Origin of the sequence: Corallococcus sicarius, assembly GCF_003611735.1 — a bacterium.
Classification (GTDB): Bacteria; Myxococcota; Myxococcia; order Myxococcales; family Myxococcaceae; genus Corallococcus; species Corallococcus sicarius.
In genome coordinates this window covers 151,751-163,856 of record NZ_RAWG01000001.1, presented here as the reverse complement: position 1 = coordinate 163,856, position 12,106 = coordinate 151,751, and the positions used below count along the sequence as shown (strand labels likewise).

The 12,106-nt window shown below is 70.5% G+C and carries 12 protein-coding genes; 8 read left to right on the top strand and 4 right to left on the bottom strand.

The window, feature by feature from the left end:
• Positions 1 to 114: 114 nt before the first annotated feature.
• The 3 genes from D7X12_RS42725 to D7X12_RS00325 form a co-directional block, all read right to left on the bottom strand.
• Entirely contained in the window at positions 115 to 282 is a 168-nt protein-coding gene (locus D7X12_RS42725) for a hypothetical protein (protein ID WP_158619908.1), read from the bottom strand.
• Between the two features lie 17 nt (positions 283 to 299).
• Positions 300 to 818 carry a hypothetical protein gene (locus D7X12_RS00330; RefSeq protein ID WP_120623259.1) on the bottom strand — a complete coding sequence of 173 codons (519 nt, stop codon included), beginning with the start codon at positions 816 to 818 and terminating at the stop codon, positions 300 to 302.
• Positions 819 to 892: 74 nt separating this feature from the next.
• Positions 893 to 2,098 carry a phosphatase domain-containing protein gene (locus D7X12_RS00325; RefSeq protein WP_120623258.1) on the bottom strand — a complete coding sequence of 402 codons (1,206 nt, stop codon included), beginning with the start codon at positions 2,096 to 2,098 and terminating at the stop codon, positions 893 to 895.
• A gap of 119 nt (positions 2,099 to 2,217) precedes the next feature.
• Here D7X12_RS00325 and D7X12_RS00320 point away from each other — a divergent pair, with 119 nt between their 5' ends.
• The gene (locus tag D7X12_RS00320; protein ID WP_120623257.1) at positions 2,218 to 3,000 is read left to right on the top strand and encodes a 4'-phosphopantetheinyl transferase family protein; all 783 of its coding nucleotides are present in this window, start codon (positions 2,218 to 2,220) and stop codon (positions 2,998 to 3,000) included.
• Here D7X12_RS00320 and D7X12_RS00315 read toward each other — a convergent pair.
• Entirely contained in the window at positions 2,997 to 3,779 is a 783-nt protein-coding gene (locus D7X12_RS00315) for a thioesterase II family protein (protein WP_120623256.1), read from the bottom strand. The two genes, D7X12_RS00320 and D7X12_RS00315, sit on opposite strands and share 4 nt — an antisense overlap.
• A gap of 274 nt (positions 3,780 to 4,053) precedes the next feature.
• Between D7X12_RS00315 and cysD the strand changes: the two genes are divergently transcribed.
• From cysD to D7X12_RS00280, 7 genes are all read left to right on the top strand, one after another.
• Complete coding sequence (cysD, locus tag D7X12_RS00310; RefSeq protein ID WP_208718740.1) at positions 4,054 to 4,959, top strand: sulfate adenylyltransferase subunit CysD; 906 nt, start codon at positions 4,054 to 4,056, stop codon at positions 4,957 to 4,959.
• Positions 4,959 to 6,224: a sulfate adenylyltransferase subunit 1 gene (locus D7X12_RS00305; protein WP_120623254.1), complete on the top strand. Its 1,266-nt coding sequence runs from the start codon at positions 4,959 to 4,961 to the stop codon at positions 6,222 to 6,224. Before cysD ends, D7X12_RS00305 begins: the two co-directional genes overlap by 1 nt.
• 7 nt (positions 6,225 to 6,231) lie before the next feature.
• The gene (cysC, locus tag D7X12_RS00300) at positions 6,232 to 6,792 is read left to right on the top strand and encodes an adenylyl-sulfate kinase (RefSeq protein ID WP_120623253.1); all 561 of its coding nucleotides are present in this window, start codon (positions 6,232 to 6,234) and stop codon (positions 6,790 to 6,792) included.
• Positions 6,793 to 6,909: 117 nt separating this feature from the next.
• Positions 6,910 to 7,980 (top strand): 4-hydroxyphenylpyruvate dioxygenase, encoded by a 1,071-nt coding sequence (gene hppD / locus D7X12_RS00295; RefSeq protein ID WP_120623252.1) that lies wholly within the window; start codon positions 6,910 to 6,912, stop codon positions 7,978 to 7,980.
• On the top strand, positions 7,977 to 9,182 hold the full coding sequence (locus D7X12_RS00290) for an aminotransferase-like domain-containing protein (protein WP_244224256.1): 1,206 nt from the start codon (positions 7,977 to 7,979) through the stop codon (positions 9,180 to 9,182). Before hppD ends, D7X12_RS00290 begins: the two co-directional genes overlap by 4 nt.
• Before the next feature lie 6 nt (positions 9,183 to 9,188).
• Complete coding sequence (locus D7X12_RS00285; protein ID WP_120623251.1) at positions 9,189 to 10,280, top strand: alpha-hydroxy acid oxidase; 1,092 nt, start codon at positions 9,189 to 9,191, stop codon at positions 10,278 to 10,280.
• 31 nt (positions 10,281 to 10,311) lie between these two features.
• Complete coding sequence (locus D7X12_RS00280; RefSeq protein WP_120623250.1) at positions 10,312 to 12,105, top strand: FHA domain-containing protein; 1,794 nt, start codon at positions 10,312 to 10,314, stop codon at positions 12,103 to 12,105.
• Position 12,106 lies beyond the last annotated feature (1 nt).

Below are 12,106 nucleotides of genomic sequence, written 5' to 3'. Positions count from 1 at the left end.
CCCTGACGCCCACGACCCCGACCCCACCGGACGCTCCACCCGTGTGAAGCGTCCGGAAGGTGGGGGTGCCCCCCACGTCGCGCCAACTGCTCGGGACCGGGGGGCAGTGCCCTGTCAGGGGGTCGGCATCAACGCGAGGTCGTACAGCTCGCTGAAGGACTTGGGGGGCGCGGAGCCCACGTACTCCCAGCCCAGCCCCACCGCGCCCACGCCGCGCCCACGCCGCGCCCGCCGGAGCCGATGGCATTTGAAGAACCTGCCGCGCGGCGCAATCCCTCTCATGGGAGGGGGGCGGTGTTTCAGGTGCCTACGACTTCCACGGTGACGGGCGTGGTGATGGGCGTGCCCGGGCCTTCGCTTTCGCACGCCAGGGTGTAGAGGCCCGTGAAGGTCGCGTGGATCTTGGCCTGCGCGGAGTCCCGTCCGCCGCTGCCCCCGGTGAAGGCGAGCGTGACGGCGCAGCCCTCCTCGTCTTCGATGGGAAGGGCGAGGAGGCAGGTGCCGGGGTTCACCTTGAAGGTGGACTCGCCCGTCATCGTCCCGGTCAGGTCGCAGTCGTAGAACAGGAAGGAGATGCGCAGGCCGTCCTGGGACGCCGGGTCCTGGGTGAGGGTGAACGAGGTCGGGAAGGGTTCGGGCTCCTCGGGGATGCCCGGGATGCGCATGCTCATCTGGACGGGGTGGGTGCCCGTGACGTTGGCGCGCGTGTCCTTGAGCTGCTCCTGGGGCGTGTTGTCGTCGTCCTCGTCGCCTCCGTTACAGGCAGCGCAGAAGAGGGAGAGGGCGGCGGCGGACGTCAGGGCAAGCATGCGGGACATGGCGATGGGCTTCTTTCGGTTCCCGGAGGAAGTGTTCCGGGGCGCGCGTCAGGACGCCGCACCCCGGTCGATATTCAGGCAGGCATTGCGCGGGGAAGGGCCTGCACCCGGGACAGGTCGCGCGCCAGCTCCGCCTCGCGCGCCTGTCTTTGGGCGGGGGAGGTGAAGGCGATGGCCGCCAGGGATTCCACCGCGGCGGCGGCGATGCGGTCCACGCCGTCACGGCAGAGGACGCCCGCGTGGAATGCCTCCACCGCCGCGCCGACGTAGGTGTCGAAGAAGAAGACGTGCTGCGCGCGCCACTCCTCGCGCTTCGGCTCCGGCGTCGCCACCACGTCGTGGATGAACACGGCGCGCACCGCCTGCGGTTGGGCCGCGCGCATCTTCGCGCCGAACTCCACGTCGCCCTGGCCGCTGTCGCCCACGAAGACAAAGCCATACTCGGGGAAGAGGCGGGCGTAGCGCTCGAAGTTGTCGAACTTCTTCTGCGCGATGCGCGTGTTGCCCACCAGGTAGATGAAGCTGCCGGACAGCATCACCGCCAGCGGGACGCCGCGCTCGCGCAGCGACTCCAGCGTGGCGTTCTCGATGAGGCCCAGCGGATCCTGCGGCCGTGCGCTCACGAACGTGAGGTCGCCCGCGCGGCCCGGGATGAGGCCCGGCCCCCGGTCCAGCTCCTGGTAGAACGTGAGCACGCCCGGGTACACCGTCTTCTTCGGGTAGCGCGGGTCCACCCAGTTGGCGAAGAACGTGTCGTCGATGTCACTGAGGATCTTGTTCTCGCCGCTGGGCACCGCCTCCGCCTCGCGCTGGAAGTGGGTGAGCAGCTCCGTGCGCACGGTCAGGTCATCCACGTCGTCGAAGAGCAGGTGTTGCAGGTCGTGGTAGTCGCCGCCCGCGTCGAGCAGGTTCTTGAACGCGGTCAGCTCCCGGCCCTTGAGCGCGAGGAACAGGTCGCGCAGCCGCCGCTCGGCCTGGGAGTGCGTGGCGCCCTTCTGGAGCGCGGTGGCCAGCGACGCGCGCACCGGCAGGGACAGCTCCGGGGCCCGGTGCGTGCACAGGAGGTCCAGCAGCTCCGTGTGGTGGTCGGGGCCCACCGGCCGGTCGTCCACGTCCGACAGCAGGCGCACCAGGTCCACGTTGGACAAGAGGAAGTTCAGCTCCTCGCCCGTGGCGCCCTTCAAGAGGTCCAGGATGCGGCGCTCGTCGTCCCGGTTCGTGTGGCCGGTCATGTCCCCGCGCAGCGCCTGGAGCTTCGTCGTCGCGATGGACAGGTCCATGTCGGTTCACCCGGAGGGCGCGCCCGGCGTGGGCCCGCGGACCGCGAAGCCTACGCGGCCCCACCTGGGAGCGGCCAGCCCCCGTGACATGGGTGGCGGATCCTGCTTCCCTTCGCCGCATGATCGCGTCCTCCCCCTTCGTGCCCCTGGCCCTGCCACCCGACGAGGTCCACGTGTGGCTCGTCGAGCCCGAGCGCATCGTCGACCCTCGGCTGGTGGCGGCCTACCTGCCCCTGCTGGACGCCGGTGAGCGCGAGCGGCAGCGGCGCTTCCACTTCGAGCGCCACCGGCACCAGTACCTCGTGTCCCACGCGCTGGTGCGGCTGGCCCTGTCGCGCTACGCGCCCGTCGCGCCGGAGGCGTGGCGCTTCGTCCCGAACGAGTACGGACGCCCCGCCATCGTCGGCCCGGAGGGGCAGTGGCTGCGCTTCAACCTGAGCCACACGGACGGCATGGCCCTGGTCGCGGTGGGCCGGGACGTGGACCTGGGCGCGGACATCGAGGACGCGCAGCGGTCCGGGGAGACGGTGGAGATCGCGGACCACTACTTCGCCCGCTCGGAGGTGCAGGCCCTGCGCGCGCTGCCGAAGGAGCGCCAGCAGGCGCGCTTCTTCGAGTACTGGACCCTGAAGGAGGCCTACATCAAGGCGCGCGGCGCGGGCCTGTCCCTGCCGTTGGATCAGTTCGCGTTCGACCTGGTGCCGGGCCAGATGCCCCGCATCACCTTCGACCCCCGGATGGGGGACGTGCCGGACGTGTGGCAGTTCGTGCAGCACCAGCCGTCCGAGCGCCACCAGGCGGCGGTGGCCTTCCGCCGGCCCCGGGGCGGGCCCCTCACCGTGCGCTGGCAGCACACCGTGCCGCTCGACGGGGACGCTCCGCCGCTCATCGTGACCGTCTAGCGGACGGGGGCCATCCAGCGCGTCAGGTCCTCGCGCACCGCGGCCAGCACCGGCGGCCCGTGGGTGCGGATGAAGAAGTGGCCTCCCTCGAACTCGCGGATGCGCACCTCCGCGTTGGACTGCGAGCGCCAGTGCTCCATGCGGTCCATGCCCACGTGCTTGTCCGCCTTGCCGCCGTACACGGACAGCGGGATGTCCAGGGGCGCCGCGTCCTCGCCATTCTCCGACCAGGCCAGGGCGAAGTCCGCGCGCAGCGTGGGGAGGATGAGCTCCAGCAGCTCCTTGTGCTGGAGGACCTCCTCGGGCGTGCCGTCGTAATCGCGCAGCTTCGCGATGAAGCCCGGATCATCCAGCTGGTGGATGGGCTCCCGCTCGTTGTGCGACGGCGGCGGCGCCGCGGCCGCGATGAGGCCCAGCGGTCGGGGTCCCCCCATGCTGCGCAGCCTGCGGCAGATCTCCAGGCTGATGCGCGCCCCCATGCTGTAGCCGAAGATGGCGAAGGGCCGGTCCATCAGCGGCGTCAGCACCGGCATCAGCACGTCCAGCAGCGCCGGCAGCGACTTGTAGGCGGGCTCCATGAGGCGCCGCTCCCGGCCGGGCAGCTGCACCGCGCACAGCTCCACGCCCGCGGGGAGCGCATTCGCCCAGGGCGTGTAGATGGCCGCGCTCCCGCCGGCGAATGGCAGGCAGAACAGGCGCAGCCGCGGCTCCGGCAGCGGCTTGCGGGAGGGAAACCAGCGATCAGGGACAGGGGGCGTCGGGGTGGTCGCGCTTCGCATGGGGCGGCCGTCTATACCATGCGCCGCGCCCACGGAATGCCTTCCCGCACGCAGGGTGAGGCCAACGCCTCCACTCGTGGAGCACTCCGAGCAGCTCGGAGCATCTCCGAGCTTCTGGGAGCATCCCGGAGAGACAGCCATCCTGACGGGTGGGGTGGGTGTGTTTCATGGCCCGCTCCCGCATGTCGCATCCGGTGTGTCTCACCGCGCGGCACCCGGAAAACTTTCATGGCCACGGTTGGGTGGAAAGCCGGTTGTGCTACCTTGCTTGCCCGTGAGCTACGAGCTTTCACATCTTGAGGCCCTGGAAGCCGAGTCCATCTTCATCATCCGGGAAGTCGCGGCGGAGCTGGACCGGCCCGTGCTGCTCTTCTCCGGTGGCAAGGACTCCGCGGTGATGTTGCACCTGGCGGTGAAGGCCTTCTGGCCGGCGCCGCTGCCGTTTCCACTGATGCACGTGGACACGGGGCACAACTTCCCGGAGGTCATCCAGTATCGCGACCAGCGCGTGGCGGAGCTGGGGGCGCGGCTCATCGTCGCGTCCGTGCAGGAGGCCATCGACGCGGGGCGCGTCACGGAGGAGAAGGGCCCGCGCGCGTCGCGCAACCGCCTGCAGACGCAGCCGCTCTTGGAGGCCATCGAGAAGAACGGCTTCAACGCCGTCTTCGGTGGCGCGCGGCGCGACGAGGAGAAGGCCCGCGCGAAGGAGCGCGTGTATTCCTTCCGCGACGAGTTCGGCCAGTGGGATCCGAAGAACCAGCGGCCGGAGCTGTGGGGCCTGTACAACGGCCGCCACCGCCGGGGTGAGCACCTGCGCGTCTTCCCGCTCTCCAACTGGACCGAGCTGGACATCTGGCAGTACATCGGCCGGGAGAACGTGGCGCTGCCGTCCATCTACTACACGCACCGGCGCGAGGTGTTCCGCCGCGACGGGATGTTGATGGCGTGGTCGCCGTACCTGCAGACGATGCCCGGCGAGCAGGTGACGACGCAGACGGTCCGCTTCCGCACCGTGGGCGACATGACGTGCACCGCGTGCGTGGAGTCCACCGCGGCGACGGTGGAGCAGGTCATCGCGGAGGTGACCGCGTCGCGCGTCACCGAGCGCGGGGCCAGCCGCACCGACGACAAGTTCAGTGATACGGCGATGGAAGACCGCAAGCGCGAGGGATACTTCTAGTGGAACTGCTGAGATTCGCGACCGCGGGCTCCGTGGATGACGGCAAGAGCACCCTCATCGGGCGGCTGCTGTTCGACACGAAGTCCATCCTCGAGGACCAGCTCGCCGCCGTGGAGCGCACCAGCCACGCGCGCGGCGACGAGTACGTCAACCTGGCGCTGCTCTTGGACGGGCTCAAGGCCGAGCGCGAGCAGGGCATCACCATTGACGTGGCGTACCGCTACTTCTCCACGGTGAAGCGCAAGTTCATCATCGCGGACACGCCGGGGCACCTGCAGTACACGCGCAACATGGTGACGGGCGCGTCCACGGCGGACCTGGCGCTCATCCTGGTGGACGCGCGCAAGGGCGTGCTGGAGCAGACACGGCGGCACGCGTTCATCGCGTCACTGCTGCGCGTGCCGCACCTGGTGCTGTGCGTGAACAAGATGGACCTGGTGGACTACGACGCGGGCGTCTTCGAGCGCATCCGCGAGGAGTTCCGCCAGTTCTCCATGAAGCTGGACGTGTCGGACCTGTCGTTCATCCCCATCTCCGCGCTGGGCGGGGACAACGTGGTGACGCGCTCGGAGAAGATGCCCTGGTACCAGGGCCCCACGCTCCTGCACCACCTGGAGAACGTGCACATCGCGTCCGACCGCGACCTCATCCACCTGCGCTTCCCCGTGCAGGGCGTCATCCGGCCCGCGTCCGCGAAGAAGTTCCACGACTACCGCGCGTACTCCGGTCAGGTATTGGGCGGCGTGATGCGGCCGGGCGACGAGGTGATGGTGATGCCGTCCGGCTTCACCACGCGCATCAAGTCGCTGGAGCTGGCGGGCAAGGCGGTGACGGAGGCGTTCCCGCCCATGTCGGTGAACGTGTCGCTGGAGGAGGAGCTGGACATCAGCCGCGGCGACATGTTGTGCCGGCCGGGCAACCCACCCACCGCGAGCCAGGACCTGGACGCGATGGTGTGCTGGCTGTCGGACCAGACGGTGCTCAACACCGGGGCGCGGCTGGCCATCAAACACACCACCCGCATGGCGCGCGCGATGGTGAAGCAGCTGCACTACCGGCTGGACGTCAACACGCTGCACCGCGACGAAGAGAGCACCGGCCTGAAGCTCAACGAGGTGGGCCGCGTGACGCTGCGCACGACGGTGCCGCTCTTCTTCGACGAGTACCGCCGCAACCGCAGCACCGGCAGCTTCATCCTCATTGACGAAGGCACCAACGCCACCGTGGGCGCCGGGATGATCAACGGCCCGGCCGTGGAGAGGTAGAACGACGATGCATCCGCGTCCGGGCTTCATCCTCTGGTTCACCGGCATGTCCGGCGCGGGCAAGAGCACGCTGTCCACCGCGGTGGTGCGGCAGCTCGCGCCCGTGCAGCGCGTGGAGCTGCTCGACGGGGACGAGGTGCGCACGTACCTGTCCCGCGGCCTGGGCTTCACCCGCGCGGACCGCGAGGAGAACGTCCGCCGCATCGGCTACGTGGCCCGGGTGCTCGCGAAGCACGAGGTGGGCGTCATCACCGCCGCCATCTCCCCGTACAAGAGTTCGCGGGACGAGGTGCGGGCTTTGGCCACCCAGGCCGGCATCCCGTTCCTGGAGGTGTACGTCCAGGCAAGCCTGGAGGCCCTCGTCGCCCGGGATGTGAAGGGGCTCTACAAGAAGGCCCTGGCGGGGGAGATCCCCCACTTCACGGGGGTGTCGGATCCCTATGAGCCGCCTGAAACACCTGAAATCATTGTTCGTTCTGATTCAGAGACAGTGGAAGCGGGGCTCGAGCGCATCCTCGACACACTGAGGGACAGGGGCCTGCTTGCCTCCGCGGCGAGCGCCGCGTAGAGGGTACGTACCGCGAATATCCAGCTGTTTTGGACGGTCGAGAAAGCAGGCGCTGCTGTCGCCTGGATCGTCTATCCTCCGCGCCAATCAGAAATCACCGGGACAGGACCTCCATTCATGTATTTCGATGATATCGAGTACGTTGAGCTCTGCGTCGGCGACGCTGCGGCTGCCTCCGGTTTCTACACGGACAGCCTGGGCTTCACGCGCATGGCGGAGGGCGGTCCGGAGACGGGGCTGGTGGGGCGGCGCTCGGTCCTGCTGCGGCAGGGGACGCTGCGGCTCTTGCTGACGCAGGGGCTGACGGCGGACGACGCGGCCTCGGTGTTCGTCGAGCGGCATGGCGACGGCGTCCGGGACATCGCGCTGCGCACGAAGGACGCGCTGGCGGCGTTCGGCCATGTCACGCAGCGCGGGGCCCAGCCCTTGCGTGAGCCGGTGACGGGGAAGGACGGCGCGGGCCGGCGCATGCTCCAGGCCACCGTGGCGGCGATGGGGGACGTGGTGCACTCGCTCATCCAGAGCGACGCGGCGCCCGGGACCTTCCTGCCGCCGGGGCTGGTGGCGTGCGAGGCGCCCGTGACGCTGGACGCGGCGCTGTTCACCGGGTTGGACCACCTGGCCATCTGTCTGGAGCCGGGCACGCTGGATGAGACGGTGCGCTTCTACCAGCACGTCTTCGGCTTCCATCAGTCCCACCAGGAGGTCGTCCACACGGACGCCAGCGGGATGAACTCCAAGGTGGTGCAGAGCCCGTCGTCGCGCATCGTCCTGCCGCTGCAGGAGCCGCTGTCGCGGGAGAACCCCGGCCAGATTGGCGAGTTCCTCCGCCGCCACGGTGGCCCGGGCGTGCAGCACCTGGCGATGCTGACGACGGACATCGTCGGGTGCGTGCGCCAGTTGCAGCGTCACCTGCCGTTCCTGCAGATCCCGGCGCGGTACTACGAGCGGCTGGAGTCGCGGCTGGGCGCGCTGTCCTTCGACATGGGCCCGCTGCGCGAGCTGGGCATCCTGGTGGACCGCGACGAGTGGGGGACGCTGTTGCAGACGTTCACCCGCTCGGTGCACTCCCGTCAGACGCTGTTCTTCGAGGCCATCCAGCGCCAGGAGGCGCGTGGCTTCGGAGGGGCCAACATCCGCGCGCTGTTCGAGGCGGTGGAGCGGGACTACGCGCGGGTCCAGGCGTGAGCGCGGCCACGGGCGAGGCCGTGTCCCTGCCGCTCGCGGCGTGGGCCCGGGAGCTGAAGCCGTCCGCCATCCAGGACATGCTCCAGCGCATCCACCGGCCGGGCATCCTGTCGCTGGCGCTGGGGCTCCCCGCGCCGTCGCTGTTCCCGTCCGCGGGGCTCGCGGCGGCCGCCGCGAAGGTGATGGCGGAGGAGCCGCTGGCGCTCCAGTACCGGCCCACGCTGGAGCCGCTGCGCCGGCAGGTGGTGGCGCTGATGGCCCGGCGCGGTGTCACGTGCGTGCCGGAGCAGGTGTTCCTCACCGCGGGCGGTCAGCAGGGGATGAGCCTGCTCACGCGGCTGCTGTTGGATCCCGGCGGCACGGTGCTGGTGGAGGACCGCGTCTATTCGGGCTTCCAGCAGGTGTTGGATCCGTTCCAGCCGAAGCGGCTCACCGTGCCCGCGCACCCGGAGACGGGCATCGACGTGGACGCGGTGCGGGTGCTGCTGGAGCGCGGTGAGCGCCCCGCGCTCCTGTACACGATGAGCGACGGCCACAACCCGCTGGGCGTGAGCATGCCGCTGGAGTCGCGTCAGCGGCTGGTGGCCCTGGCGCGCGAACACCAGCTGCCCATCATCGAGGACGACGCGTACGGGCTGCTCCAGTACGAGCCCCAGACGCTGCCGGCGCTGCGCGGGCTGGAGGACCGGTGGGTGTACTACGTCGGCTCCTTCTCCAAGGTGCTGGCGCCCGCGCTGCGCGTGGGCTGGGTGGTGGTGCCGGAGGCGATGGTCGGCCGGCTCGCCACGGTGAAGGAAGCGAGCGACATCGACACCACGACGTTCGCCCAGCGCGTGGTGCTGGCGTTCCTGGAGTCCGGCGGGCTGCCGGCGCACCTGGAGCAATTGCGCGCGGGCTACCGCGAGCGCCGCGACACGTTGCTCGCCGCGCTGGAGCGCCACCTCGCTCCGCATGGCGCCCGGTGGACGAAGCCCGCGTGCGGCATGTTCGTCTGGGTGGAGTTCCCCGACCGCGTGGACACCACGGTGCTGCTCGGCCGCGCGCTGGAGGAGGTCCAGGTGGCCTTCCTTCCCGGGCAGGCCTTCTCCGTGGCGGGTGGACGGACCGCGTCGCACGGCCTGCGCCTCAACTTCTCCCACGCCGAGCCCGCCGTCATCGAAGAGGCCGTGTCCCGGCTGGGCCGCGTCCTCGCGCGAAGCTGACGGCCCATGCGTCCCCTGTGCCTGGACGAGTACGAGCAGCAGGCCCGCGCGAAGTTGCCCGCGGACGTCTTCGACTACGTGTACGGCGGCAGTGACGACGAGTCGTCGCTGCGCGACAGCCGCAAGGCCTTTGACGCGTGGTGGCTGCGGCCCAACGTGCTGGTGGACGTGTCCCGCTGCGACACCTCCGTGAGCCTGCTGGGCACGACGCTTTCGCACCCGCTGGTGGTGGCGCCCATGGCGTACCAGTGCCTCGCGCATCCGGACGGAGAGGTGGCGACCGCGCGCGCGGCCGGGTCGCTGGGCGGGCTGATGACCGTGAGCACCATGGCCAGCCGCACGCTGGAGGACGTGGCCCGTGCCGCGTCAGGGCCGCTCTGGTTCCAGGTGTATTGCTTCCGCGACCGCGCGGTGACGACGGCGCTCATCCGCCGCGCGGAGGCCGCGGGCTACCGCGCGCTGGTGCTCACGGTGGACACGCCCCGGCTGGGCCGCCGGATGCGGGACATGCGCAGCGGCTTCGGCCTGCCGGCCCATGTGCGCGCGGCCAACTTCGAGCTGGATGTGAGCCAGGCCCTGGCCACCCGCGCGCCGGGCGAGTCGGGCATCGCGGCCCATGCGTCGCGGGACTTCGACACCGCGCTGACGTGGGAGGCGGTGGCGTGGGTGCGCTCGGTGTCGAAGCTGCCGGTGCTCCTCAAGGGCGTGCTGACGGCGGAGGACGCGGAGCGCGCGGTGGCGGCGGGCGTGGACGGGCTGGTGGTGTCCAACCACGGCGGCCGTCAGCTGGACGGGGCCCTTCCTCCGCTGGAGGCCCTGCCGGAGGTGGTGGCGGCGGTGCGCGGCCGGTGCGAGGTGCTGGTGGACGGCGGCATCCGCCGGGGCACGGACGTGCTCAAGGCGCTGGCGCTGGGCGCGAAGGCGGTGATGGTGGGGCGCCCGGTGTACTGGGGGCTCGCGGCGGGCGGCGAGGAGGGCGTGGGCCACCTGTTGTCGCTCCTGCGCGAGGAGCTGGAGCTGGCGCTCGCGCTGGCGGGCAGGCCCTCGTTGGCGGCGCTGGACGGGTCGGTGCTCCGGCGCCGGGCCTCTTTCGGCTAGGCTACCCCCTCCGAGGGGGTCCGCCGTGCCGATGCTCGTCTACAACCCAGGCCAGACGGACGAGCTGTCCTATCCGCTGGGGGACGCGCCGCTCACCATCGGGCGTGCCGACGACCAGTCCATCTGCATCCCGCACCGCAGCCTGTCGCGCCAGCACGCCCGCATCGAGTCCTCCGACGGGCGCTTCTTCGTCACCGACCTGCAGAGCAAGAACGGCACCTTCGTCAACGGCGTGCAGATCCGCCGCAAGGAGCTGCGCCCCGGCGACACGCTGACCCTGGGGGAGCTGGTCTTCCTCCTCACCCACGAGGCCCCGCCCGCGGTGGCGCCGGGCCTGCCGGGAGCGCCGTCCGGGACCGCTGCCGAGCCCCGCCCCCAGCTCACGCGCGCGCTCACCCGGGTGCCGCTGAAGACGCTGGTGCAGGCGGTGTCGGGCCCGGGAACTGGGCCCGAGCCGTCCGTGTCCGAGTCCGTCAGCACGGCGACGCGCGCGAGGGAGCGGCTGCGCATCCTCCAGGAGGTCGCGAAGCTGCTGTCCGTCACGGACGACTTCGACACGCTGCTGGGCAAGGTGTTGGACCTCGCGTTTCAAATCCTCCACGTGGACCGGGGCGTCATCCTGCTGCTGGACGAGCAGACGGGGAAGCTGGAGCCGCGCGTGTCCAAGACGGCGGAGGGCACGGCCGTGCGCGGGCCCATCTTCAGCCAGAACATCGTGGACTACGTCCTGCGCCGCAGCGTGGCGGCCCTCTTCTCCGACGCGGTGAACGACCCGCGGCTGGACGCGGCCCAGTCCATCATCTTCAGCTCCATCCGCGCCTCCATGTGCGTGCCGCTCAAGCCGCGGGATGAGGTCATGGGCGTGCTGTACGTGGACAACGTCTCCACGCCCAACCGCTTCTCCGAGGACGACCTGGACTTCCTCGTCGCGTTCGCGGGGCAGGCGGCGCTCGCGCTGGAGAACGCCCGGCTCTACCGCCGCATCGAGGAGGAGACGGTGCAGCGCATGCAGCTCATCATGGACGCGAAGCTGGCCTCGCTCGCGTCGATGGTGGGCGGCATGGCGCACGAGCTGCGAAACCCGCTCAACTTCATCAGCAACTTCGCCGGCCTGTCGGTGGGCCTCACGGAGGACCTGGCCAGCGTGCTGGAGCCGCAGCGCGAACGGCTGGGCCCGGAGTCCGTGCGCGATGTGGATGAAGCGCTCGCCTGCCTGCGCACCAATGTGCAGAAGATCAACGAGCACGGCCGCCGTGCGGACGGGCTCATCCAGGGCATGCTCCAGCACGCTCGCCGCTCACCGGGCCCGCGTGAGGCCGTGGACCTGAACGCGCTCGTCGCGGAGAGCCTGGCCCTGGGGCAGGGCGGCGTGCGCGGTGAGCCCGTGCCCGTGCGGCTGGAGGCGGAGTACGACCCCGCCGTGCCGCACGTGGAGCTGGTCCGCGCGGACGTGGGGCGCGTCATCATCAACGTCGTGGACAACGCGCTCTACGCCATGCGTCAGAAGTGGAAGGCGCAGGGGGCGGCGTACGTGCCGGTGCTCAAGGTCCGCACCCTGGCACGTCAGGAGTCCGTGGAGGTGCGCTTGCGCGACAACGGCCCGGGCATTCCGGGCGACAGTGCGCAGCGCATCTTCGACCCGTTCTTCACGACGAAGCCGCCGGGGCAGGGGACGGGGCTGGGGCTGTCGCTCAGCCATGACATCATCGTCCAGGGTCACCAGGGCACCTTCCGCATGGAGACGGTGCCGGGCGAGTTCACGGAGTTCGTCATCACCCTGCCCAGGCAGGGTCGCCAGCGGTTCGAGGCTCGGGGAGCGAAATGAA

Excerpts from the sequence above, each read along its gene's own strand:
- D7X12_RS42725 (WP_158619908.1), bottom strand. The coding sequence starts at position 282 with ATGAGAGGGATTGCGCCGCGCGGCAGGTTCTTCAAATGCCATCGGCTC.
- D7X12_RS00330 (WP_120623259.1), bottom strand. The coding sequence starts at position 818 with ATGTCCCGCATGCTTGCCCTGACGTCCGCCGCCGCCCTCTCCCTCTTC.
- D7X12_RS00325 (WP_120623258.1), bottom strand. The coding sequence starts at position 2,098 with ATGGACCTGTCCATCGCGACGACGAAGCTCCAGGCGCTGCGCGGGGAC.
- D7X12_RS00320 (WP_120623257.1), top strand. The coding sequence starts at position 2,218 with ATGATCGCGTCCTCCCCCTTCGTGCCCCTGGCCCTGCCACCCGACGAG.
- D7X12_RS00315 (WP_120623256.1), bottom strand. The coding sequence starts at position 3,779 with ATGCGAAGCGCGACCACCCCGACGCCCCCTGTCCCTGATCGCTGGTTT.
- cysC (WP_120623253.1), top strand. The coding sequence starts at position 6,232 with ATGCATCCGCGTCCGGGCTTCATCCTCTGGTTCACCGGCATGTCCGGC.
- hppD (WP_120623252.1), top strand. The coding sequence starts at position 6,910 with ATGTATTTCGATGATATCGAGTACGTTGAGCTCTGCGTCGGCGACGCT.
- D7X12_RS00285 (WP_120623251.1), top strand. The coding sequence starts at position 9,189 with ATGCGTCCCCTGTGCCTGGACGAGTACGAGCAGCAGGCCCGCGCGAAG.
- D7X12_RS00280 (WP_120623250.1), top strand. The coding sequence starts at position 10,312 with ATGCTCGTCTACAACCCAGGCCAGACGGACGAGCTGTCCTATCCGCTG.